This is a genomic window from Micromonospora sp. NPDC023644 (genome assembly GCF_040640115.1).
Taxonomy (GTDB): domain Bacteria; phylum Actinomycetota; class Actinomycetes; order Mycobacteriales; family Micromonosporaceae; genus Micromonospora.
Window position 1 is genome coordinate 45,376 of record NZ_JBFABA010000007.1, and the last position, 22,984, is coordinate 68,359.

Consider the following 22,984-nt stretch of genomic DNA (forward strand, 5'->3'; position numbering starts at 1 on the left):
TCGTCTGCCGCGCCGGCTCAGCGGCCGCCGAGGGAGCGGTAGTGCGTCTTCTCCGCCTCGGCGAGGCTGAACGTCTCCGAGCGGGTCGGCATCGGCACCACGACCAGCCCCGGCCGGTCCACCAGCCGGGGCGTGTCCGGCGGCGTCGACAGCGAGCTGTCGGCGGTCGGCCGCCAGCTGAGCACGGCCAGCGGCTGTCCCGGCACCGGCAGCGCGTACGTCTGCAACGGGTGGGACCGGTCGGCGGGCGAGACGACCGGCGTGCCGCCGTCGGAGGGGCGGTACACGACGGCGGTCATCGTGCCGTCGGCCGTCTCCCAGGTCAGCTGCTCCAGCTCCGCCGGCTCGCCGCCGCCGAGGGCGACCTCGCCCAGGGTGCGTACGGTCAGCTTGGTCATCGGCCACGACGACGGCACCGAGCGCGGCGCGTCCCGGTCGCCGATGCGCCGGGGGACGCTGCCGAACGGGCCCTCCTCGCCGGCGAGCACGCAGGTGTCCAGGCCGGTGAGGGCGCGCTTGCCGGAGCCGCTCTCGTCGCGCACGAGGGGGTAGCGCGGGTCGGTGGTGCCGGTGCCGAGGTCCAGCAGCCGGTCGGCGGCCCGGCCCCGGGGCAGCGCCTCGGTGGCCCGGAGCGTGGCGGTCACCGGCACCGCCCGGCAGGCCGGCACGGCCACCGGCTCGGTGAGGCCGTCGGTGTGCCGCAGGGCGCGGCCGTCCGGCCCGAGCAGCCGCTGAACCCGGCCCGACGTGAGGTAGCGCCGCCCGTCGGAGGTGTGCACGGGCAGCACGTCGGAGTAGACGAGGTAGCCGGGGTCGGTGTACTCGGCGGCGCGGGTGACCGCGTACCGGCCGCCCTCGGCGGTGACCTGGAGCAGCCAGGAGGCGCTCTCGCCGGGCACGTCCGCGGCGACCAGGGCCAGCGGCGCGCCGTCGACCTCGCCGGACCAGAGGATCCCCGACGTCGGCAGGTGCACCCGGTCGTCGGCCGGCGACCGCCAGTCGCGTACCGCCCCGGTCACGGCCGACCGGACGGCGGCGTCGCCCGCCAGGGCGCCGCGCGGCGGCCAGACGGTGAGGTCGCCGTCCAGGCTGTCGTAGCCGACCCGCAGGTCGCCCGGCTGCCGGTCCGCCACCGGCCCGCAGGCGGTCGCGGTGAGCAGCAGGGTCAGCAGTGCGGTGGCCGTGATGCCGCGCCGGCGGACTGGAGCCACCTGTACGCCCCCTCGATCGCCTCAGCCGTTCAACGGAAAGCGCCATAGTACGAGATGTCGGATCACCGGGACGCGCCACCTCGCCCACGGTCCGTGTGCAGGTCGCGGGCCGTGACCGACGTCGACCACAGAGGACACTGCCGTGGTTTCAGGGTGAATGTCCCGCTCGGGTAGACTCCGCCGACTGTGACGTCTGCCGAGACCCGCGCCGAATCCTGGTCGGAATCCGACGCCGCCACGGCCCCCGCGTCCGAACCCGTGGCGCCGCCCGTGGGCGGCGGCGCCGGCGACCGTACGCCGGGCGGAACCACCCGCGCCGACGGAGCGGACGCCCCCGGCGGAGCCGACGCCCCCGGCGTGGCAGTGGCCACCGGAGCGACCGACGCCGCCGGGCCCTCCGACGCCGCCACCCCCTCCGGCGAGGCCGGCGCGGCCCGGCCGCGGCGGTGGGCCCGGCGGCGGCAGGACCTCACGGTCCTCGGCCTGTTCCTGCTCGCCGCGGTGTGGGTGACCAGCCAGATCTGGGTGGACCCGGCCGGCCGGGTGGCCTCGCTCTACAGCAGCGACCCGGCCCAGGTGCAGTTCTTCCTCGCCCACTCGGTACGCGTGGTGCTGCACGGCGAGTTCCCGTTCTTCACCGAGCAGTTCAACTACCCCGACGGGGTCAACCTGATGGCCAACACGGCCATCCTCGCGCTGGGCATCCCGATGGTGCCGGTGACGCTGCTCTTCGGGCCGGCCGTGACCTTCGTGGTGCTGGTCACGCTCGCGCTCGCCGGCACCGCCTCGGCCTGGTACTTCGTGCTCTCCCGGCATGTCGTGCGCAGCCCGCTGGCGGCGGCGATCGGCGGCTGGTTCTGCGGGTTCTCGCCGGCGATGCTGTCGCACGCCAACTGGCACCCCAACATCATCTCCCAGTTCCTGCTGCCGTTCATCGTCTGGCGGGTGCTGGTCATCACCCGGTCCCGCCGGCCGTGGCGCGACGGCGTGCTGCTCGCCCTGATGGTGACCGCCCAGGCGTTCATCAACGAGGAGATCCTGCTCTTCACGGCGCTCGCCTGCGGGGTGTTCCTGCTCGCCGTGCTCGCCCAGCGGCCCGCGCTCTGGTCGGCGGCCTGGCGTCCGCTGGCCAAGGCGCTCGCGATCTGCACCGTGCTCGCCGGGGCGCTGCTGGCGTACCCGCTCTACATCCAGTTCGCCGGGCCGATGGCGTACCACGGCCTGAGCGACGCGGTCCGCGACTACGGCAACGACATCGCGGCCTTCTTCGCGCCCGGCTCGCCCACGATCGGCGGCGACGAGCGCGCGAACGTCAACCTCGCGCCGAACTACTCGGAGGAGAACGCCTTCTTCGGCTGGAGCCTCTCCCTGATCGCCGTCGGCATCGTGGCGTGGCTGCGGCGGGAGCTGCTCGTCCGGGCGCTCGCCGCGACCGGGGTGTTCTTCGCCGTGCTCTCCCTCGGTGAGCGGGTGTCCTGGTGGGACCGCGAGCTGTTCACCGGGCCCTGGGAGTGGCTGGTCCGGTTGCCGCTGCTCGACGCGGTGGTGCCCACCCGGTTCGGCCTGATCACCAGCGTGGTGGTCGGCATCCTGCTGGCGCTCGCCGTCGAGCGCTCCCGGACGCTGCCGGTCGAGCGGCGCACGCTGCGTACGCTCACCGTGGCCGGGCTCGTCCTCGCGCTGCTGCCGATCGCGCCGATGCCGTTGAAGGTGACCTCCCGTCCGCCGGTGCCGGACTTCATCACCGCCGACCGGTGGCGCGGCTACGTCGGTGCGGACCAGACCCTGGTGCCGATCCCGGTGCCGAACATGGGGCACACCCACGGGATGCGCTGGGCCGCCTCCACCAACCTCGACTTCAAGATCCCCGGCGGCTACTTCCTGGCGCCGCGCAACGGCAACACCGGCGACCCCGGCCGCTTCGGCGGCCGGCCCAGCGGGGTCGGGCGGCTGCTGGAGGAGGTCGCCTCGACCGGCCGCATCCCGAAGCTGGACGACCGGCAGCGCCGCCGCGCGCTCGACGAGCTGCGGCACTGGCGGGCGGCCATCCTGGTGCTCCCCGTCGCCCAGCACCACTCCGAGCAGCTGCGGCGCACCGTCGAGCAGTTGGTCGGTCCCGGCCGCCGGGAGCTGGACGTCTGGGTCTGGGACGTCCGGGCGCTGACCGACCAGCGGACCTGATGACCGCCCCGGCGGCGACCGGCACCGTCGAGGCGGCACCCGCCCGGCGGTCCCGCCGGCTGCCGGTACGCGCGCCGGACGCGCTGGTCGTCACCGGCTACCTCGCCCTGGCGGTGCTGCTGACCCTCGGCCAGTGGGGTCGCCCGGGGCGGCTGTTCCACCAGGCGGGGGACCAGATCCTCTTCGAGTGGATGCTGGCCCGCGCGGCCCGGGCGGTGGCGGGCCTGGAGAACCCGCTCCACAGCGCGGAGCTGAACGCCCCGGACGGGGTGAACCTGATGGCCAACACCTCGGTGCTCGGCCTGGGCGTGCCGCTGACGCCGGTCACCCTGCTCTTCGGCTCGCAGGTCGCGTTCCTGGTGGCCGTGGTCTGCTGCCTCGCCGGCACCGCGACCGCCTGGTACGCGCTGCTGCGCCGCCGGCTGGTCGACTCCCGGGTGGCGGCGGCCGTCGGCGGGCTCTTCTGCGGCTTCGCCCCCGGCATGGTCGCGCAGGCCGGGGCGCACCTGCACATGGCGGCGCAGTTCCTGGTGCCGGTGATCCTGGCGCTGGTGTTCCATCCGGACCCGCGCCGGGTGCGGCGGCACGGGACGCTGCTCGGGCTGCTGGTGGCATACCAGGTCTTCCTCGGCGAGGAGGTGCTGGTCTTCCTGGTCCTCGCCGCCGGCACGTTCGCGCTGGCGTACGCGGCGGCCGACCGGGAGACGGCGCGCCGGCTGGCGCCCGCGCTGCTCGGCCGGCTCGCGATCGGGGTGGCGGTCTCGCTGCCGTTGCTGGCGTACCCGCTGTGGTTCCAGTTCTTCGGCCCGGGCCACTACCGGGGGATGCCCTTCCACGCGTACGGCTACCAGCTCGACGCCGCGTCGTTCACCGCCTCGGCGCGGCAGACGGTGCTCGGCGACGACCACCTGCCCGGCCTGCTCGCGCCCAACCCCACCGAGGAGAACTCCTTCTTCGGCCCGGGGCTGCTGGTGCTCGCCGTGGTGATCGTGATCTGGCTGTGGCGCCGGCCGCTGGTCCGCGCGCTGGCCGCCTGCGGGCTGTTCTTCGCGCTGCTCTCGCTGGGCGAGCAGGTCCGCCTGGACGGCACGCCCACCGGCATCCCCGGGCCGTACCGGCTGGTCGCCGAGCTGCCGCTGCTCGACCACGCGGTGCCGGCGCGCTTTCCGCTGGTCTGCGTCCCGGTGCTGGGCATCCTGCTCGCCCTCTCCCTGGACCGGCTCCGCCCCGAGGCCGCGGCCGGGCCGCGGGCGGGCGGCGTGCCGGTGCGGCTGCTCTGGGGCGGGGCGGTGGCCGCCGCGCTGCTGCCGCTGATCCCCACCCCGATCCGGACCGTGCCGGCCTGGCCCGTGCCGGCGTTCGTGGCCGAGGGCGGCTGGCGGGCCCACGTCCCGCCGGGTCGGACCCTGGTCCCGGTGCCGCCGGTGACCGGCGCCGGGGTCAGCCCGGCGATGCTCTGGTCGGCCCGCACCGGGCTGGCCTTCCCGGCCCCGGGCGGCTACTTCATCGGCCCCCGGGCCGCCGACGACCCGGCCGCCCGGTGGGGAGCCCCGGACCGCCCCACGGCCGAGCTGCTGCGCCGGGTGGCCGAGACCGGCGAGGTGCCGGTGGTCACCGACGAGCACCGCCGCCAGGCGGTCGAGGACCTGCGCCACTGGCGCGCCGCCGTGGTGGTCCAGGGCGGACTGCACCACGGCGACCCGGTGCGCCGGACGGTCGACGCGCTGCTCGGCCCCGGCCGGGAGGTGGCCGGCGCCCACGTCTGGGACGTCCGCCCGCTGGTCGGCTGACGTCCCGGGCTTCGCGCGCCGGTCGGGCGACGGCCCGGCCTCGGCCTCCCGCCGGTCGACGGCCCAGGCCCGCCGCCGTCGGTCGACGGCCCAGCCCCGTCGCCATCGGGCGGCGGCTCAGCCGACGAGCGGCCGGACGTCCCAGAGCCACACGTCGTCGACGCGCTGGGGCGGGCCGATCAGCGCGGTCATCAGCTCGCGCAGGACCGCCTCGCGGGGATGCGCGCCGAGGACGACCACGGACGCCCGCCAGAAGCGCAGGTCCTCGACCGCCTGGCGGCGGTTCTCGTCGGTCAGCGCCGGGACCGCGTTGGAGTCCATGGTGGAGTAGATCAGGGTGCTGGTCGGCCGGTTCGGTGCGCCGAAGACGCCCTCGCCCAGCTCGTTCGGCCCGATGAAGTAGCCGCCGGGGACGGGGAACGCGTGCTGCGTCAGCGCGCTCCAGCGCAGCGTGGGCAGGCCGTGCACGTTGCTCGGAATCGGCACCGGCACCAGGGTCCGGCCCTGCGGCACGTACGGGCGCCAGCCGCCGGCGGTGATGAAGCGCGGCGGTGGGTCGACGGGCTGCGCGGGCAGCGGGCGCGGGAACAGCGGCAGCACGGCGAGCGCGACGGCCGCGTACCCGACCGGCCGGAGCCAGCGGCGGCGCGGCCCGGCGGCGTCGGCGGTGTCGTCGCCGGTGCGGGGGGCCGGCACCGGCGGGCGGCCGTAGCCGGCGACCGCGTCCCAGGCCAGGGCGAGCAGCACGCCCAGCGCCGCCGCCACCACCAGGGCCAGCCGGGTCGGCATCATCATCTCGACCAGCGGCAGGTCGTCGGAGACGTAGGCCCAGGGGCCGTCGGTCTCCGTCTCCACCCCGTTGACCCGCACCTTCGGCCCGATCGAGGCCACCGAGAAGACCACCACCAGCACCGCGAGGATCCGGGCGGCGAGCGAGCGGCGGACCAGCAGCACCAGCGCCACCACCGACAGCAGCACCAGCGGCCAGCCGAACCAGGTGTTCTGCTCGGTCAGCCCGATGGTCTTCTCCACGGCCTCGTCGCCGGCCACCGTGTCGCGGGCGAAGGTGACGAAGGCGGCCAGGTCCTCGCCCCAGCTGTGGAACACCCCGCCCTGCAAGCCGCGGTAGGACTGCGGGCCGTTGAACTGGAACCAGATCGGGTACGCCGTCAGCAGCAGCGCCAACCCGCCGCCCACGCCGAGCGCGGCGGCGAAGGTGCCGGCCACCGCCCGCGTCCGCGCCGGCCGCATGATCGCGTACGCGACCACGACGACCAGGCAGGCCAGCGCGGTGAGCAGCAGCATCTCCTCGTTGATGAAGATCTGGTACGCCACCAGCAGGCCGAGCACGAGCCCGTTGCGCCGCCACCGGCCGGGCTCGCCGAGCCGGAGCACCCGCACCACGATCAGCGGCAGCAGGAAGTTCGAGACGAAGTTGGGCTGGCCGTTGGCGTGGTGCACGATGCCCGGCGCGAAACCGAGGAACGCGCCGCCGACGAAGGCCGCCGCGCGGGAGCGCACCAGGTGCCGCGACAGCATCCAGTACGACGTGCCGGCGGTCGCGGCCAGCGCGCCGCCCAGGTAGAGCGCGTACATGACCTGCGGGCCGAGGAGCATGGTCAGCGGCGCCAGCGGCAGCGTCACCCCGAGCAGCGAGGTGTTCGCCATCATGTTCACCCCGTCCGGGGCGTTCTGCCGCTCGGTGAACAGCGGGTTCTCCAGGTGCCGCACCGAGTACGCGCCGTGCGAGAAGAGCCACTCGAACCAGCTGTGGTCGGTGGGTAGGTGCGAGGACACCCGGTTCTGCACGTCCACCCAGTAGTTCAGGCACACGAAAACGCCGAGCAGGACATAGGCTCCGATGGCCAGTATGTCGGCGCGGGACGGCCCGCGCCGGGGCCGGCGCGTCGGCTCGGCCGCGTCGGGCTCGGAGACGGAGTTCAGCGAGGGGTCTACCACCGGCACAGCCACGACGCGCCATCGTACAGGCGCGCGGGCGTCGCTTTTGCCGGGCCGCTGCGCCCACGGCCGATTTGCCGGTCCGCCGGAGGCCACGGTGTGACGGGGAGGACGGCACGCGATGGTCATCGACCTCGGCGAGCGGTGGGACATCGACACGCCCGCCGGCCCGGGCCCGGGCCGGGTCCTCCGCCGGTGGGCTCCGGCCCTGGTCGCCCTGCTCTGCCTGCTGACGCCGGCCGCCGCCGCGCCCTGGCCCACGCAGCCGCCGGGCGCCACGGTCCCGGCCGGCCCGGACGCGCACGTCCTCGTCCTCGACGAGGTGCTCCTGGTGGCCGACGCTTCGGGCCCCGACGCGGTGCCCGACGGGGACCCGGTGCGGCGACTGGCCGCCCACCGGCTGCCCTCCGGGCGTCCCCTGTGGCGGGTGCCGATACCCGCACCGGGGCGGGTGTTCCACGCCGTTCGGGTCGGCGACCTGCTGGCGGTCGGCCTGGCCGGGGACCGGACGACGCCTGAGGTCGTCGGGCTCTCCCTGGGCGACGGCGGGGTGCGCTGGCGCGTCGAGGGGCAGTTGCGCGGCGCCACCCCGGCCGGGCACCTGCTGCTCGGGGGCTCCGACAGGTCGGGCGCGTCCGTGCTGCGGTCGGTGGATCCCGCGGGCGGCACCGTCCGGTGGTCGCAGCCGCTCGCCTTCGAGGACGCGCTCCTGTCACGGCGGGACCAGCGGGTGAGCCTGCTGACGGTGGTCGCCGGCGGGCGGCTGGAGCTGCGCGACCCCGACACGGGCGCGGTGCGCGCCGCGACGGCCGTGCCCGGCCGCTCCCGCGTGCTGACGGTCACGGAGGAACTGGTGCTGCTCACCGACGACAGCGGCACCCTCAGCGGCTACGAGATCGCCACCCTGCGCCAGCGGTGGGGCGTGCCCCGTGGCGCGGCCGACCAGCCGGGCGCGTACGACTGTGGCGTCCTGATCTGCATCAACGACGGGTCGCCCGCCATCCGGCTGCTCGATCCCGCCACCGGCACCGTGCGGTGGCAGACCGAGAACGCGGCGCTGTGGCCGGTCGCCGCCGAGGGCCGGCTGCTGGCCGTCCGGCGCTCCTCGGGCGGTGCCGCGGAGCACGTGTTGCTCGACGCGGCGACCGGTCGGCCGGTGCGGCAACTGGGTCGCTGGCGGGCCGGCGCACCGGGGATGCTCTCGGCCGACGGGACGAGCGTGCACCGTCGGCAGCGCGACGGGCGGTACCTGGTCGGCCGGATCGACGAGCGCGGGGAGGGCGTCCGGGTCCTGGCGGCGCTGCGCGGCGTGGTCGGGGAGTGCGGCGTCCACGGGTCGGTCGTCGTGTGCCGGCACGAGGGTGGTGGGTTCGGCGTCTGGGAACTGCCCGGCGACCGGGACCGGAAGGGGCGGGCGTGACGCTGATCGACCTGGGCGAGCTGCGCGACGAGCCGGGCCGGGAGGCGCCGCCGCCCCGCCCGCCCCGCGCCGTCGGCAGACCGCTGCGGGTCGCGCTGGCGCTCGCGTTCCTCGTGGCCACCGTGGCGGCGGCCGCGCCGCTGCCGGCACGGGTCGCGGTCGTCGTGCCGGCCCGGCTCGGGTCGGAGGCGTTCCTGCACGACGACCGGCTCTACGTCGTCGAACCGGCCGAGGGGGAGCCCGAGGGGACCGTCGAGGTGCGCGCGTACGCCCTGCCCGAACGCGCGCCGGCCGACGCCGACCCGCCCCACCCGCTCTGGCGTACCCGGCTCGTGGCCGCCGGCAGGTTCTGGCATGTCCAGGCCGGGCCGGGGACGGTGCTGCTCGCCATCACCGGGGACCAGGACGGCGGGCAGACGGTGGCCCTCGACGCCGGGACCGGTCGCGAACGCTGGCGGCAGCCCGGCTACCCCTGGTCCGACCCGACCGGGATCCTGCTCTTGCAGACCGGCGGAGCGGAGGGCGGCGTTGTGCGGTCGGTCGATCCGGCCTCCGGGCGGGCGCTCTGGTCGGTGCCGACGACGGGCGAGGGCGCGACGTACGCCCTCCGCGACGGGCTGGTCGAGCGCATCGTGCTGGCCCCCGCGAAGGGGCGCGTCGAGGTGCGCGACCCCCGCTCCGGCGCGCTGGTGCACGCGGCGGACCTGGGCCTCGGCGAGCTGCCCGGCTACGGGCACACGGTGGTGGCGCACGATCTGCTGCTGGCCGTCCGGTCTCCCGCGGGTCTGGTGACCGCCTACGAGCTGGACGGGCTGCGGCGGCGGTGGGAGGCGCGCGTGCCCATGGTGGAGCACGTCGACGAGTGCGGCGAGCTGCTCTGCGCGCCCGGAGGGAACAGGATCGTCGCGCTCGATCCGGCGACCGGCGCGCGCCGGTGGGACGGCGGACGATGGTTCGGGGTGCTGTCCGCACAGGGCGGCCGGCTCCTGGCGCTGGCGCCCGGGGGCGGCGGTGAACGGTTCGGCGTGCTCGACGCGGCGACCGGTCGGGAGATCGCCGACCTGGGCACCTGGCAGCTGATGCCCTGGCACGCCGACGGACGGCTCCTGGTCGTGCGGCCGGCCGCCGCCGGCGGTGGGCTGGTGGTGGCCGAGATGGACGTCGGCGCGGGCCGGGCCCGGGTGCTGGACGTGCTCCGCGACGCCTCCGGGGACTGCCGCAGCCGGGGGGACACGGTGACGTGCCGGCTGCGCACCGGCGAGTTCGGCGTCTGGCGCTACCCCGGCTGAGCCCGCCGCGCGGCCGCCGGGGCGGCACGTGCCGCCGGGGTCACCAGTTGGGCTGCTGCGGCGCCGGGGGGAGTGGAACGCCGGGCGGCCGGAGCACGTACGCCACCCCGCCGCTGCCGCCCTGCCAGGCGGCCTCGAACCGGTCCCGGTCGACGGTCCGGCGCACCGCGTCGTCGTCCGGGGCGTACGGGTCGTTGAGCACCGGAGCGCCCGTGTCGGTGAAGCCGACGAGCACCATCAGGTGCCCGGCCGTGTCGTAGTCCAGGCCGGGTACCTCGCCGGCGGTGAACGCGGCGGAGACGATCAGCGGGATGCCGGCGGCCACGAACGCCTCCGCCTCGGCCAGCGAGCGCAGCCGGGTGACGAAGGCGTCCACGCCGTGCAGGCCCGCGTACGCGGTGTTGAACGGCCAGTTCCCGGCCCCGGCGTAGGCGTGGTCGTAGCAGTGCCGCGCGGCGTGCACCACCACCGGGCGGGGACCGGCGGGGGCAACCCAGGCGTACCGGGCCGGGGCCGGGGCGGCGTCGAAGAAGGCCAGCACCATGGAGGTGCAGGTGGGGCTGCACCAGGAGTCCCCGCCGCCGCCCCACTGCGGGTGCGTGCCGGCGTGCAGCCGCTGCGAGTAGCGCGGCACGTCCAGCACGGTGCCCCAGCCGGCCGGGGTCGGGGCGGACCCGCCGGCAGGCGTCGGGCCCGGGGCGGAGGGCTCGGTCCCGGCGACCAGGTCGGGCCCGGCCGCCACCGGCGCGGAGCCGGCCCCGGTCGGCCGGGCCGGCCCGGCCGACGCCGTCGGGCGCGGGCCCGCGGCGACCGCCCCGACCGCGCGCAGCACCGGCGTCTCTTCGGCGTCCTCCGGCCGGAGCAGGGTCACCCGGGCCTGCCAGCCGGTGACCGTCGCGCCCGTCACCACCAGGGTGTCCGTGTCCACCCGGGCGTCGGCGTCGTGCTGCCCGGGCACGGACGTCCGGCGGATCGCGTGGTCGTCGGCCGCCCAGTCGGCGAGGACGTACCACCCGGTGGCGGGGGCGTCGTCGTGCCAGCCCCGCAGCTCCACGCGCAGCCAGCAGTCGCCGGGGGTGTCGCCGGTCCACGAGGGCACCACGTCGCGCACGGCGAAGCCGACCGGCACGGGCGGGGACGTCCAGCTGCCGACCGCGTACCGGCGGGTGCGGCCGTCGGCGTCGGTGTGGTCGAGCCGGTCGACCGGGTCGGCCAGTTCGAGGCCCCGCCCGCTGGCGCGCAGCCCGGACATGCTGCCCAGCCTGGCGTCGCCGGGGAGGCGGAAGCCCCGGTAGGTGACGTCCCGCCGGATCGTCGGCGCCGCGTCGGTCATGCGTCTCCCCGTCCGTCGCGAAGGTTGATGCCGGAAGCATCGCGTACGACGAAGGTTTTCTGCAACGGGTCGACCCGGGACGGCGGGTGCGGCCCGGTTTGGCGGCCGGCACTAGGTTGTGGGTGGTCAGGGGCGCGAGGAGGCCGGAATGCGGGTACTGGTGGTCGAGGACGAGCGCAACCTCGCCGACGCGATCGCGCGGGGGCTGCGCAAACGCGGAATGGCGGTGGACGTCGCCTACGACGGCGACAGCGGCCACGAGATGGCGTTCGTCACCCGGTACGACGTGGTGGTGCTGGACCGGGACCTGCCCGGCGTGCACGGCGACCAGATCTGCGCCGAGCTGGCCGCCTCCGGCACCCTCACCCGGGTGCTGATGCTGACCGCCAGCGGCACCGTCGCCGACCGGGTGGAGGGGTTGCAGCTCGGCGCGGACGACTACCTGCCGAAGCCGTTCGCCTTCGACGAGCTGGTCGCCCGGGTGCAGGCGCTCGGCCGCCGGGCCACCCCGGCCGCGCCGCCGGTGCTCGAACTCGCCGACCTGGTCCTCGACCCGGCCCGCCGGGTGGCGACCCGGGGCGGCCAGCCGGTCGACCTGACCAACAAGGAGTTCGGGGTGCTCTGCGAGCTGCTCAAGGCCCGCGGCGCGGTGGTCTCCAGCGAGGAGCTGCTGGAACGGGTCTGGGACGCCAACACCGATCCGTTCACCACGATCGTCCGGGTCACCGTGATGACGTTGCGCAAGAAGCTCGGCGACCCGCCGCTGATCGAGACGGTGGTCGGTGCGGGCTACCGCACGGCGGAGGCGTCGGCATGAGCGCGAGGAGTGAGCCGGGTTTGCGAGCCCCGCAGTCGCGAACGAAGGTGGCACGGTGAGCGCGAGGAGTGAGCCGGGTTTGCGAGCCCCGCAGTCGCGAACGAAGGTGGCACGGTGAGCGCGAGGAGTGAGCCGGCCCTGCGGGCCGCGCAGCCGCGGACGAAGGCGGACGCCGCGACGCGGCGGGCCCGGCTGCGGCCCACGCTGCGGCTGCGGTTGACCCTGCTCAACGGCGTGCTGCTGGTCGGCGCGGGCGCGATCCTGGTGCTGCTGGCCTGGCTGCTGGTGCGCGACGCGCTGCGCCCGACCGACGAGCTGCTGCCCGGCACCACGGTGGTGCTGGCCGACGGCCGGTCGCTGGACGCCGCACAGTGGCAGCGCCAACTGGTCGACGCCGCCAGCGCGGAGCTGCTGGCCAAGGGCCTGGTGGCGCTGCTGGCGATCAGCGTGGTCGGGGTGGCGGGCGCGTACGCGGTGGCCGGCCGTGCGCTGCGCCCGCTGCACCAGGTCACCGCCACCGCCCGCCGGCTCGGCGAGACCACCCTCGACCAGCGGATCGGCTACTCGGGCGCCGACGACGAGGTGGCCGAGCTGGCGGCGACCTTCGACGAGATGCTGGACCGGATCGCCGCCGCGTTCGAGGCGCAGAAGCGCTTCGTGGCCAACGCCTCGCACGAGCTGCGGACCCCGCTCGCGGTGATGCGCACCGAGATCGACGTGACGCTCAGCGACGACGAGGCGGACGCCGCCGAGTACCGCCGGATGGCCACCGTCGTCCGGGACGCCTCCGAGCGGGCCAACGGGCTGGTCGACGCCCTGCTGGTGCTCGCCCGCAGCGAGGCCCAGGCGGGCCGCCGGCTCGGCCGCCGCACCGAGTGCGACCTCGCCGCCGGCACCGCCAACGCCCTGTCGGCGGTACGCCGGGAGGTGGAGCGGATCAAGCTGCGGGTGCAGACCTCGCTGGAGTCCGCGCCGGTCGTCGGCGACCCCGGGCTGCTCGACCGGTTGGCCGGCAACCTGATCGAGAACGCGATCCGCTACAACCACCTGCACGGCCGGCTCTGGGTGCGTACCGGCTCGGACGGGTGCCGGTCGTGGCTGGTGGTCGGCAACACCGGTTTCGAGGTGGACCAGGCCGACGTGCCGGGCCTGTTCGAGCCGTTCCGGCGCGGCGGCCGGGAGCGTACCGGCGCGCGCGGCTCGGGCCTCGGGCTCTCCATCGTCCGGGCGGTCTGCGACGCGCACGGCGGCACAGTGAAGGTGATCGCCCAGCCCGGCGGCGGGCTGGAGGTCACGGTCACCCTGCCGGCGGCGGAGGCCGCCCCGGCGGTCACCGCCGAACCGGCCGCCCGGCGGTGACGGGCGGGGGTTGCGGGGTGGACTGGCCCGATGGAAGGATCGTGGGGTCAGCTCGAGGACCGGAGGGGGGTGCGTCGATGTCCACCGTCATGATCTCCGCGCCCCGTCTCGCCGGCTGACCCTCACGCACGCGGGGCGCCTCCATCCTCAGCGGAGGAACCTGTGTATCCACGGATCCACAACATCAGTTTCGACTGCCACGACACCTACGCCCTCGCCGGCTTCTGGTCGGCGGTGCTCGGGTACGCCCGGCACGCCGACGACGCCCCGGGCGACCCCGAGGCGGCGCTGCTGCCCCCGGACGGTGCCACCCCGAACGTCTTCTTCCAGCGGGTCCCCGAGGCCAGGACGGTCAAGAACCGGGTGCACGTCTGCCTCGAACCGGCCGGCCGGACCCGGGAGCAGGAGGTCGAGCGGGTGCTCGGCCTCGGCGCGGTCCTGGTGAGCGACCGCCGGCGCGCCGACGGTACGGGCTGGGTGGTGCTCGCCGACCCGGAGGGCAACGAGTTCTGCGTCCTGCGCGGCGCGGCGGAGCGGGCGGGTACGACCATCGAGGAGGAACACCCGTGAGCGCACGGATCCACAACATCAGCATCGACTGCCGCGACACGTACGCGCTGGCAGGCTTCTGGGCCCAGGTCTTCGACTGCCCCCGCCAGCCGGACGACTTCCCCGGCGACCCGGAGGCCATGCTGCTGCCCCCGGGCGGCCCGGAGGTGCTCTTCATCGCGGTGCCGGAGGGCAAGGAGGTGAAGAACCGTCTCCACCTCGACCTGGAGCCTGCGGACCGGACCCGGGACGAGGAGGTGGCGCGCCTGGTGGGCATCGGTGCCACCCAGGTCGCCGACCAGCGCCGCGCCGACGGCTCGGGCTGGGTGGTGCTCGCCGACCCGGAGGGCAACGAGTTCTGCGTGCTGCGCAGCGCCGCCGAGCGGGCCGCCACGGCGGGCTGACGCGAAGGGCCCGTCCACCGTCGTGGGCGGGCCCCCGCGCACCGCCGTACGGGTCAGGACTTCTGCTCGACCTGCCCCCGGATGGTGGCGAACTCGGCGTGGGCCTGCTGGCCCGTCTTGAAGTAGATGATCACCATGCCGACGCTGCCCTTGTCGCTCCACACGCAGACGCCCAGCGGCACGTCCCCCGCCTTGGCGTCGCCGCACTTGGCCTCGCCACCGAGCGGGCCCGGATCCACGGAGCTCATCTCGCCCAGCCGCACGTCGCTGGTGCGCGCGCCCCTGATGGTGTCCTCGAGCGCCCTGGCCGGGTCCGGGTTCAGGCCGGACGCGGCGGCGATCATCACGAGGTCCTTGTCGGCGGGGGTGCCGTAGAACCCGCCGACGGTGCTGGTGGCGCCGGGGATCGTCTTGTTGAGCTCCGCCTCGAGCTGCCGGGCGCCGGCCTGGAGGGTCGGGTCGGTCGCCTTGGGCCGCCCGGCGAGGGTCGCCGGCGCGACGACCCGGATCCGGGTGGCGTCGACGGTCTCCTTGACCTCGTCCTTGACGACGAAGGCGACGATCGCCGCGCCGCCCAGGCAGAGCACGAGCACCACCGCGAGCGAGATCAGCACGATCCGGCCGGCGCTGGACTTCCGCGCGACCGGCGGGCCGCCGTACGGCGCCCCCGGGACGCCCCCGGGCGGCGGCCCGTACCCGCCGGCCTGCGGCGGTGGTCCGTACCCGCCGGCCTGGGGCGGCGGCCCGTATCCACCGGCCTGGGGCGGCGGCCCGTACCCGCCGGCCTGCGGCGGCCCGTATCCGCCGGCCTGGGGCGACGGGCCGTACCCGGCGGCCTGGGGTGGCGGGTACGAGCCGTACGGACCACCGCCGTCGGGCGGCGGCGGATAGGAGTTGGCGGGCGGGTAGGACATCGGTCGGCTCCCGGTCTGCGCGTGGGGAAATGGTGTTCGGTGCCGCCCGGAGCCCCACGCGGTCGTGGACGGCGACGCGTACCGGTCAGTACTTCTGCTCGATCTGGCCGCGGATGGCGACGAACTCCGCCGCCGAGGCGGCCGCGGAGGAGAAGAACATCACGATCATCCCGACGCTGCCGTGGTCGGCCCACGCGCAGACGCCCAGGGGCACGCCCGCGGACTTGCCGTCGCCGCACTTGGCCAGGCCGCCCTGCGGTCCCGGGGCGATGGTGGTCATCTTCGTGACGGCGAGCTCCTTGGAGATGCCCTTGATCGCGTCGTCGAGCTCTCCTTCGGGATTGAGCACGAAGGTGGAGGCGGCGATCACCATGACCATGTTCCGTTCGTCGGCGCTGCCGTAGAAGGCACCGGCGACGCCGGTCTCGCCGTTCACCGAGGCCCGCAGCTCGCGGACCATGTCGTCGGCCGCCTTCCGCAGGGTCGGCTCGGTGCTCTTCGCGCGGCCCGCGAGCGTCTCCGGCGTGACGACCCGGATCTGCGGGGCACTCGGCTCGGCGGACGGGGCGGCCTCGGACGACGGGGCGGCGCTCGGCGTGGCGCTCGACGGCGCCGCGGTCGGGGACGCGGTCGGGGTGGGCCGGGGGTCGGTGCCCTGGTCGCCGTCGTAGGCGAGGTAGGCGATGCCGCCCCCGCCGAGGCAGAGCACCAGCAGCCCGACGAGGCCCAGGCTCAGGACCAGCTGGTGCGGCCGCGCCGGGCGGCCCGCGCCGGGGGAGGGCGGGTAGCCGGCGTACGGACTGGTGGGGAACCCGCCCTGCGGCGTGGCGGGATACCCGCCGTAGGGCTGGGTGGGGTGCGGCTGGGCCGAGGTGGGCCCCGGGTACGGCTGGGCCGAGGTGGGCCCGGGGTGCGGCTGGGCCGAGGTGGGCCCCGGGTACGGCTGGGCCGAGGTGGGCCCGGGGTGCGGCTGGGCCGAGGTAGGACCCGGGTACGGCTGGGCCGACGTGGGCCCCGGGTACGGCTGGGCCGAGGTGGGCCCCGGGTACGGCTGGGCCGACGTGGGCCCCGGGTACGGCTGGGCCGACGTGGGACCGGGGTACGGCTGGGTCGGCTGGGGCCCGGGCCAGCCGCCGTCCGGCTGCTGCCCGCCCGGCGGCGGCTGCTGTCCGCCCGGCGGGGATCCCCAGCCGGCGGCGGGCGGTGCCGGGTAGCCGTCCTGTCGCGGCGGGTGGAAGTCGTAGTGCGTGTCGTGCTCCGGCTGCCCGGACCAGGGATCGACCGGCGGTTGGGACATGATCAGCTCCAGGCGAGGGTGCGAACGGGTGATCGTAGCCAGCCACGGCACGGTACCGCTGTCCCGATCCCGACCGTATGGGCCGCAACGACGATCGCGGTGGCCACCACCATCCAAGCTGGACGGGGCAACCACCGCGAACGCGGGGGGCGGGATTGGATCAGGCGGGCAGGCTGGCCACCCCGTGCGGCAGGAACCGGCGGCCGGTGACCCGCTCGGAGGTGCCGGTCCGGTCCAGGTACGGCGTGACGCCGCCCAGGTGGAACGGCCAACCCGCGCCGAGGATCATGCACAGGTCGATGTCCTGCGCCTCGGCGACGACGCCCTCGTCGAGCATGAGCCGGATCTCCTGCGCCAGCGCGTCGAGCGCGTTCTGGCGCACCTGCTCGGCGGTGAGCGGCTGGTCGCCGACCACGAGCAGCTTGGCCACCTCGTCGTTGATCTGGTCGTCGACGACGATCGGCTGACCGGAGTCGGCGATCCGCTTGAGGTTCTCGCTGACGTCGAAGCGGTCCGGGAACGCGGCGTGCAGGGTGCCGCCCACGTGGTACGCGACGGCCGGCCCCACGAGCTGGAGCAGGGCGAGCGGGCGCATCGGCAGGCCCAGCGGGTCCAGCGCGGCGTTCGCCACGTCCAGCGGGGTGCCCGCGTCCACGGCGGCGAAGACGGTGCCGAGGAAGCGGGTGAGCAGCCGGTTGACCACGAACGCCGGGGCGTCGGAGACCAGCACGGAGGACTTCTTCAGCTGCTTGCCGACCGCGAACGCGGTGGCCAGCGTGGCGTCGTCGGTCCGCTCGCCCCGGACGATCTCCAGCAGCGGCAGCACCGCGACCGGGTTGAAGAAGTGGAAGCCGACCACCCGCTCGGGGTGGGCCAGCTCCTCGGCCATCGCGGTGATCGACAGGGAGGAGGTGTTGGTGGCCAGCACCGCCTCCGGCTTGACGATCTTCTCCAGCTCGGCCCAGACCTGCTTCTTGACGCCGAGGTCCTCGAAGACGGCCTCGATGACGAAGTCACAGTCAGCGAACGACGTGAGCTGGCCCGGCTGTGGCGCGGCGAAGGCCTCTGCCTTGGCCGCGCCGCTGACCAGGCCGTACAGCTTGGCGGCCGTGCCCTTGTCCATCCGGCCCTTGCTGACGGCCTTCTCGATCTGGGTGTGCACGTAGCCGACGCCCTTGTCGACCCGGGCCTGGTCCAGGTCGGTCATGACGACCGGCACCTGGAGGCGGCGGGCGAAGAGCAGGGCGAGCTGGCTGGCCATCAGGCCGGCGCCGACGATGCCCACCTTGGTGACCGGCCGGGCCAGGCCCTTGTCCGGCGCGCCGGCCGGCCGCTTGGCCCGCCGCTGCACCAGGTCGAACGCGTAGAGGCCGCTGCGCAGCTCCTCGGAGAAGACCAGGTCCGCGAGGGCCTCGTCCTCGGCGGCGGTGCCGGTGGCGAAGTCGGCGTCCTTCGCCGTCTCCAACAGGTCCAGCGCCTTGTACGCGGCCGGGACCGCGCCGTGCAGCCGCGCGTCGAGGGTCTGCCGGGCGAAGTAGAGCACGCCCGCCCACATGTCCTTGTCGACCTCGGGCCGGGTCACGGTGACCTCGCCCCGGACGACGCCGGCGGCCCACTCCAGGGACCGCTCCAGGAAGTCCGCCGGCTCCAGCAGCACGTCCGCGATGCCCATCTCGGCGGCCTGCTTCGGCTTGAGCATCTTGTTCTGCATCAGCGGGTTCTGGATGATCACCTGGGTCGCCGCCGGAATGCCGATCAGGTTCGGCAGCAGCTGGGTGCCGCCCCAGCCGGGGACCAGGCCGAGGGAGACCTCGGGCAGGGCCAGCGCCGCCGCGCCGCCGGAGAGCGTCCGGTAGTGGCAGTGCAGGGCCAGCTCCAGGCCGCCGCCCATGGCCGCGCCGTTGACGAAGGCGAAGGTCGGGACCTCGCTGTCCCTGAGCCGGGCGAACACCCGGTGGCCGAGCCGGCCGATCTCCAGGGCCTGCTCGCGGTCGGCGAGCTGCGGCAGGCTGGTGAGGTCCGCGCCCACGCAGAAGACGTACGGCTTGCCGGTGACCGCGACGAACGCCGGGTCGGCGGCCAGGGCGGCGGTGATCGCCTCGTCCAGGCTGGTCAGGCCGCCCGGGCCGAAGCTGTTCGGCTTGGTGTGGTCGAAGCCGTTGTCCAGGGTGATCACGGCGGCCGGCCGGTCCAGCCCCGGTACGTTCACCTGGCGCAGCAGCGCCCTGGTGACGACCTCGTTCGGTGCGGCGAGCGCGCTCACTTGTTGCCCTCCCCCTGAGCCGGCTTGCCGGACTCCGTCCAGTGCGGGTTCTCCCAGATGACCGTGCCGCCCATGCCGATGCCGATGCACATGGCGGTGACGCCGTAGCGGACCTCGGGGTGCTCGGCGAACTGCCGGGCCAGCTGGGTCATCAGCCGGACGCCCGAGGAGGCGAGCGGGTGACCGATGGCGATCGCGCCGCCCCACGGGTTGACCCGCGGGTCGTCGTCGGCGATGCCGAAGTGGTCGAGGAAGGCGAGCACCTGCACGGCGAACGCCTCGTTCAGCTCGAACAGGCCGATGTCGTCGATGGTGAGGCCGGCGAGGCGCAGCGCCTTCTCGGTCGACGGGATCGGGCCGACGCCCATCACCTCGGGCTCGACGCCGACGAAGCCGAACGACACCAGCCGCATGGCGATCGGCAGGCCCAGCTCGCGGGCGACGTCCTCGGAGGCGAGCAGGCTGGCGGTCGCGCCGTCGTTCAGGCCGGCCGCGTTGCCGGCGGTGACCTTGCCGTGCGGGCGGAACGGGGTCTTCAGGGTGGCGAGCTTCTCCAGCGAGGTGTCCCGGGGGGCCTCGTCGACCGTGGCCAGGCCCCAGGCGTTCTCCTCGTCGCGGACCGCCACGGACACCAGGTCGTCCTGGAGCTTGCCGTTGGCGTACGCCTTGGCGGTCTTCTGCTGCGAGGCGAGCGCGAACGCGTCGGTGCGCTGCTTGGTGATGTGCGGGACCCGGTCGTGCAGGTTCTCCGCGGTCGCGCCCATGACCAGCGCGGACGGGTCGACCAGCTTCTCGGCGACGATCCGCGGGTTGGGGTCGACGCCCTCGCCCATCGGGTGGCGGCCCATGTGCTCGACGCCGCCGGCGATGGCCACGTCGTAGGCGCCCATGGCGATGCCGCTGGCGACGGTGGTCACCGCGGTCATGGCGCCGGCGCACATCCGGTCGATCGCGAAGCCGGGAACGGTCTTGGGCAGGCCCGCCAGCAGGGCGGCGGTCCGGCCGATGGTCAGACCCTGGTCGCCGATCTGGGTGGTGGCGGCGATCGCGACCTCCTCGACCCGCTCCGGCGGCAGCTGCGGGTTACGGCGCAGCAGCTCGCGGATGCAGCGGATCACCAGGTCGTCGGCGCGGGTGTTGGCGTACATGCCACCCGCCTTGCCGAACGGGGTACGGACGCCGTCGACGAAGACGACATCCCGAACTTCACGGGGCACTTGAGCCTCCTCTTCGACCACGATTCGGCCTCCGCGCCGACAGGCGGCACTACGGACCGAACGAAGGTCGCCGGCACGGGCGTGTTCCTCCGGATGCTACTCGTCAGTAACCATCGCTGGCACCCACCCCCGTGTGGCCCACCCCACACCGTCGGGTCAGGGGGCGGGGGGCGGATCGGTCAGGGCCTCCGCGAGGGCGGGGAGGAGCAGGCCGATCTGCCACTCGCGGGCGTTGAAGCCCCGCAGCGTCTCCGCGACGGTCGCCTCCGTGACCTCCTTCGGGGGCACCCAGGCCAGCCGGCGGACCGAGTCGGGGGCGATCAGGTTCTCCGGCGGCAGGTGGTGCGCGCCGGCGATCCGGACCACCACCTCCCGGCAGCGGGCCAGCCGGGCCGCCGCCACCGGGTCCCGCTCGGCCCAGCGGTGCGGCGGCGGGGGCCCCTCGACCGTCGGGGCGACCGGCAGCGCGTCGTCGGGCAGTTGCCGCGCGTCGTCCAGCGCGGCCAGCCAGGTGCGGGCCAGCCGGCGCACCGAGCGGCCACCGAAGCCGGGCAGGGTGAGCAGGGTCTTCTCGTCCTTCGGATCCAGCTCCGCCGCCGCGACGATGGCCGAGTCCGGCAGCACCCGCCCGGGGGCGGCGTCCCGCCGGGCGGCGATCTGGTCCCGCGCGTACCAGAGGGCACGGACGCGAGCCTGGGCCCGCGCCCCGCGGAGGCGGTGGATGCCGGAGGTGCGGCGCCACGGCTCGGCCCGGACCCGGGGCGGGCGGGCGCCGGTGCGCACCAGCGCGGCGAACTCCTCCGCCGCCCACGCGGACTTGCCCTGCCGGGTCAGTTCCTCGTCGAGCGCGTCGCGCAGGTCGACCAGCATCTCCACGTCGAGCGCGGCGTAGGTCAGCCAGGACTCCGGCAGCGGGCGGCTCGACCAGTCGGCCGCCGAGTGGTGCTTCTCCAGGCTGAACCCGAGTAGCTGCTCGGTCAGCGCGGCCAGGCCGACCCGCTCGAATCCGGCCAGCCGGGCGGCCAGTTCGGTGTCGAACAGCCGGCGCGGGCGCAGGCCCACCTCGGCCAGGCAGGGCAGGTCCTGGCTGGCGGCGTGGAGCACCCACTCGGCCTCGCCGATCACCGTGTCGAGGACGCTCAGGTCGGGCAGCGGCAGCGGGTCGATCAGCGCCGTGCCGGAGCCGGCCCGGCGCAGCTGCACCAGGTAGGCGCGCTGGCTGTAGCGGTAGCCCGAGGCGCGTTCCGCGTCCAGGGCCACGGGGCCGGTGCCCGCCGCGAAGCGGGCCACGACGTCGGCCAGCTCGTCGGGCGTGGCGGCCGGCTGGGGCGTGCCCTCACGCGGGGCGGTCAGCGGAATGGGCCCGTCGGCGGTCGGTTCGGTCCCCGCGGCCTCCGGCTCCGGTCGGGCCGACGGCGGGTGGTGCGCATCGTTTCCCGTACGGCTTTCGGCGGGCCGACGGCGCAGGGGTGGTTCGTCGGTCACCTGACAACCCTAGTGGGCGACGCGACGCGGTGGGTGAAGCCGGTCCGGTGTGTGTCGGCCGGCGACCGCCGGATGTCCTGCCGGGAGGCGGACATAGGGGAAGACAAAGGCCGTTGACGCAGGTACGGTCCATCGGGCCGTTTGCGCGGGTACGGCATCATCAGGGTCCCGGAACGGAGCGGGGCGTCTACGGGGAGGGCAAGGCGATCATGACTGCTGGCTACGGGTCGGCGGACAGGGGCCCGGCGGGACCGGGCGACGGCGGGTTCCCGCCGGGGACGAACCGGCCCGGGCCACTACCGCCCCGGATCGAGCCGGTCGCCTCCGCGTATCGGCCGCCGGGCGCCCCCGGGCAGCCCTCGGCCGCCCCGTCCCCCCGGCCCGCCTGGTCGCCGCCGGCGCAGCCGGGCCAGTGGGGCGCGGCCCCGGCCGGCGCGTCCGCCCCGGCCGCCCCGCCCGCCGCCGGCGGCTGGGGACGTGGCGGCGCGCCGTCCACCGCCGGAGGCCCGTCGACGCCGCCGCCCGGGGGCACCCCGGGATCCGGCTGGCCCCCCGCGTCCGGGTCGACGCCGCCGGGCGCCACCGGCCAGCCGCCCGCCCACGGCCACCCCCAGGGCCCCGGGCCGGGCCAGCCGTACCCCGTCGGGCCCGCCCCAGCGACGAAGGGGCGCGGGCTCACCATCACCGCGCTCGTGCTCGCCGGCCTGCTGGCCGTGGTGGCGGGCGTGCAGGCGTACCAGATCAACCGGCTCTCGAACCGGCTGGGCGACACCGACAGCAGGGTGGCGGCCGCGCAGGCGGCCGACGGCACCCGGCTCGACGGCCTGGAGTCCCGGGCGGGGGCGCTGGAGAAGCAGGCCGGCGCCGCGTTCAACCCGGAGGCCGTGGCCAGCGCCGTGCTGCCCAGCGTGTTCCGGGTCCGGGCCGGCAACTCCACCGGCACCGCGTTCGCGATCGGCAAGCCGGCCGCGGGCGGGGGCACCAACCTGTTCACCAACTACCACGTGGTGGACGCGCTCTGGCAGACCGGCGAGCGGGAGGTCTTCCTGGAGCGCACCGACCAGCGCTTCCCGGCGACCATCGTGCGCGTAGACGAGGCGAACGACGTCGCCCACCTGCGGACCAACGGCAAGTTCACCGGCCTGGTCGCCGCGCCCGCCGCGGTGAAGTCCGGGCAGCAGATCGTGGTCGTCGGCGCCCCGCTCGGCCTGGAGGACAGCGTCACCACCGGCGTGGTGAGCGCCTTCCGCGAGGCCGGCGGCGGCGAGGGCCCGGTCATCCAGTTCGACGCCCCGATCAACCCCGGCAACTCGGGCGGCCCGGTGATCAACGGCAGCAAGCAGGTCGTCGGCATCGCCACCGCCAAGGCCCGCAACGCCGAGGGGATCGGCCTCGCCGTACCGATCAAGGTCGCCTGCGACGGTTTCAAGATCTGCTGACCCCGGCAACGCCCAACCCCCTTCGGCCCGGCGGACCCAGCCGCCCGGCCAGCACAC

Annotated in this window: 17 protein-coding genes; 9 read left to right on the plus strand and 8 right to left on the minus strand. The window is 75.3% G+C overall.

Features of this window, described 5'->3' with window-relative positions:
• Positions 1-17 precede the first annotated feature (17 nt).
• Positions 18-1,211: a hypothetical protein gene (locus tag AB0G08_RS08105; protein ID WP_358084810.1), complete on the minus strand. Its 1,194-nt coding sequence runs from the start codon at positions 1,209-1,211 to the stop codon at positions 18-20.
• A 186-nt stretch (positions 1,212-1,397) separates the two neighbouring features.
• Here AB0G08_RS08105 and AB0G08_RS08110 point away from each other — a divergent pair, with 186 nt between their 5' ends.
• Entirely contained in the window at positions 1,398-3,392 is a 1,995-nt protein-coding gene (locus AB0G08_RS08110) for a hypothetical protein (protein ID WP_358084814.1), read from the plus strand.
• Positions 3,392-5,182 (plus strand): hypothetical protein, encoded by a 1,791-nt coding sequence (locus AB0G08_RS08115; RefSeq protein WP_358084817.1) that lies wholly within the window; start codon positions 3,392-3,394, stop codon positions 5,180-5,182. The genes AB0G08_RS08110 and AB0G08_RS08115 overlap by 1 nt, the downstream gene beginning before the upstream one ends.
• Positions 5,183-5,299: 117 nt before the next feature.
• Here AB0G08_RS08115 and AB0G08_RS08120 read toward each other — a convergent pair whose 3' ends face one another.
• The gene (locus AB0G08_RS08120) at positions 5,300-7,126 is read right to left on the minus strand and encodes a hypothetical protein (RefSeq protein ID WP_358085125.1); all 1,827 of its coding nucleotides are present in this window, start codon (positions 7,124-7,126) and stop codon (positions 5,300-5,302) included.
• 136 nt (positions 7,127-7,262) lie between these two features.
• On the opposite strand from AB0G08_RS08120, the gene AB0G08_RS08125 reads away from it, so the two are divergent.
• Complete coding sequence (locus AB0G08_RS08125) at positions 7,263-8,561, plus strand: PQQ-binding-like beta-propeller repeat protein (RefSeq protein WP_358084820.1); 1,299 nt, start codon at positions 7,263-7,265, stop codon at positions 8,559-8,561.
• Positions 8,558-9,850, plus strand: a complete 1,293-nt coding sequence (locus AB0G08_RS08130; protein WP_358084823.1) for a PQQ-binding-like beta-propeller repeat protein — start codon at positions 8,558-8,560, stop codon at positions 9,848-9,850. The genes AB0G08_RS08125 and AB0G08_RS08130 overlap by 4 nt, the downstream gene beginning before the upstream one ends.
• Before the next feature lie 40 nt (positions 9,851-9,890).
• Here AB0G08_RS08130 and AB0G08_RS08135 read toward each other — a convergent pair whose 3' ends face one another.
• Positions 9,891-11,183, minus strand: coding sequence for a C39 family peptidase (locus tag AB0G08_RS08135; RefSeq protein WP_358084826.1), 1,293 nt, complete (start codon positions 11,181-11,183; stop codon positions 9,891-9,893).
• A gap of 148 nt (positions 11,184-11,331) precedes the next feature.
• Here AB0G08_RS08135 and AB0G08_RS08140 point away from each other — a divergent pair, with 148 nt between their 5' ends.
• The 4 genes from AB0G08_RS08140 to AB0G08_RS08155 all read left to right on the plus strand — a co-directional run bounded on the left by AB0G08_RS08140 (position 11,332) and on the right by AB0G08_RS08155 (position 14,312).
• Positions 11,332-12,000 (plus strand): response regulator transcription factor, encoded by a 669-nt coding sequence (locus AB0G08_RS08140; RefSeq protein ID WP_358084829.1) that lies wholly within the window; start codon positions 11,332-11,334, stop codon positions 11,998-12,000.
• A 192-nt stretch (positions 12,001-12,192) separates the two neighbouring features.
• A complete protein-coding gene (locus AB0G08_RS08145; RefSeq protein ID WP_358085128.1) occupies positions 12,193-13,359 on the plus strand; it encodes a HAMP domain-containing sensor histidine kinase in 1,167 nt (388 codons plus the stop codon).
• A gap of 162 nt (positions 13,360-13,521) precedes the next feature.
• Positions 13,522-13,929 carry a VOC family protein gene (locus AB0G08_RS08150; RefSeq protein WP_358084832.1) on the plus strand — a complete coding sequence of 136 codons (408 nt, stop codon included), beginning with the start codon at positions 13,522-13,524 and terminating at the stop codon, positions 13,927-13,929.
• The gene (locus AB0G08_RS08155; RefSeq protein WP_358084835.1) at positions 13,926-14,312 is read left to right on the plus strand and encodes a VOC family protein; all 387 of its coding nucleotides are present in this window, start codon (positions 13,926-13,928) and stop codon (positions 14,310-14,312) included. Before AB0G08_RS08150 ends, AB0G08_RS08155 begins: the two co-directional genes overlap by 4 nt.
• A gap of 53 nt (positions 14,313-14,365) precedes the next feature.
• On the opposite strand, the gene AB0G08_RS08160 is transcribed toward AB0G08_RS08155, so the two are convergent.
• The 5 genes from AB0G08_RS08160 to AB0G08_RS08180 form a co-directional block, all read right to left on the minus strand.
• On the minus strand, positions 14,366-15,226 hold the full coding sequence (locus AB0G08_RS08160; RefSeq protein WP_358084838.1) for a hypothetical protein: 861 nt from the start codon (positions 15,224-15,226) through the stop codon (positions 14,366-14,368).
• Positions 15,227-15,311: 85 nt separating this feature from the next.
• A complete protein-coding gene (locus tag AB0G08_RS08165) occupies positions 15,312-16,523 on the minus strand; it encodes a hypothetical protein (RefSeq protein ID WP_358084841.1) in 1,212 nt (403 codons plus the stop codon).
• 160 nt (positions 16,524-16,683) lie between these two features.
• Positions 16,684-18,786 carry a 3-hydroxyacyl-CoA dehydrogenase NAD-binding domain-containing protein gene (locus AB0G08_RS08170; RefSeq protein WP_358084844.1) on the minus strand — a complete coding sequence of 701 codons (2,103 nt, stop codon included), beginning with the start codon at positions 18,784-18,786 and terminating at the stop codon, positions 16,684-16,686.
• A complete protein-coding gene (locus tag AB0G08_RS08175) occupies positions 18,783-20,003 on the minus strand; it encodes a thiolase family protein (RefSeq protein WP_358084847.1) in 1,221 nt (406 codons plus the stop codon). Before AB0G08_RS08175 ends, AB0G08_RS08170 begins: the two co-directional genes overlap by 4 nt.
• Positions 20,004-20,159: 156 nt before the next feature.
• On the minus strand, positions 20,160-21,488 hold the full coding sequence (locus AB0G08_RS08180) for a ribonuclease D (RefSeq protein ID WP_358084850.1): 1,329 nt from the start codon (positions 21,486-21,488) through the stop codon (positions 20,160-20,162).
• Positions 21,489-21,697: 209 nt separating this feature from the next.
• On the opposite strand from AB0G08_RS08180, the gene AB0G08_RS08185 reads away from it, so the two are divergent.
• Positions 21,698-22,927 carry a trypsin-like peptidase domain-containing protein gene (locus AB0G08_RS08185; RefSeq protein ID WP_358084852.1) on the plus strand — a complete coding sequence of 410 codons (1,230 nt, stop codon included), beginning with the start codon at positions 21,698-21,700 and terminating at the stop codon, positions 22,925-22,927.
• Positions 22,928-22,984: the final 57 nt, after the last annotated feature.

Excerpts from the sequence above, each read along its gene's own strand:
- AB0G08_RS08135 (WP_358084826.1), bottom strand. The coding sequence starts at position 11,183 with ATGACCGACGCGGCGCCGACGATCCGGCGGGACGTCACCTACCGGGGC.
- AB0G08_RS08140 (WP_358084829.1), top strand. The coding sequence starts at position 11,332 with ATGCGGGTACTGGTGGTCGAGGACGAGCGCAACCTCGCCGACGCGATC.
- AB0G08_RS08125 (WP_358084820.1), top strand. The coding sequence starts at position 7,263 with ATGGTCATCGACCTCGGCGAGCGGTGGGACATCGACACGCCCGCCGGC.
- AB0G08_RS08165 (WP_358084841.1), bottom strand. The coding sequence starts at position 16,523 with ATGTCCCAACCGCCGGTCGATCCCTGGTCCGGGCAGCCGGAGCACGAC.
- AB0G08_RS08115 (WP_358084817.1), top strand. The coding sequence starts at position 3,392 with ATGACCGCCCCGGCGGCGACCGGCACCGTCGAGGCGGCACCCGCCCGG.
- AB0G08_RS08185 (WP_358084852.1), top strand. The coding sequence starts at position 21,698 with ATGACTGCTGGCTACGGGTCGGCGGACAGGGGCCCGGCGGGACCGGGC.
- AB0G08_RS08160 (WP_358084838.1), bottom strand. The coding sequence starts at position 15,226 with ATGTCCTACCCGCCCGCCAACTCCTATCCGCCGCCGCCCGACGGCGGT.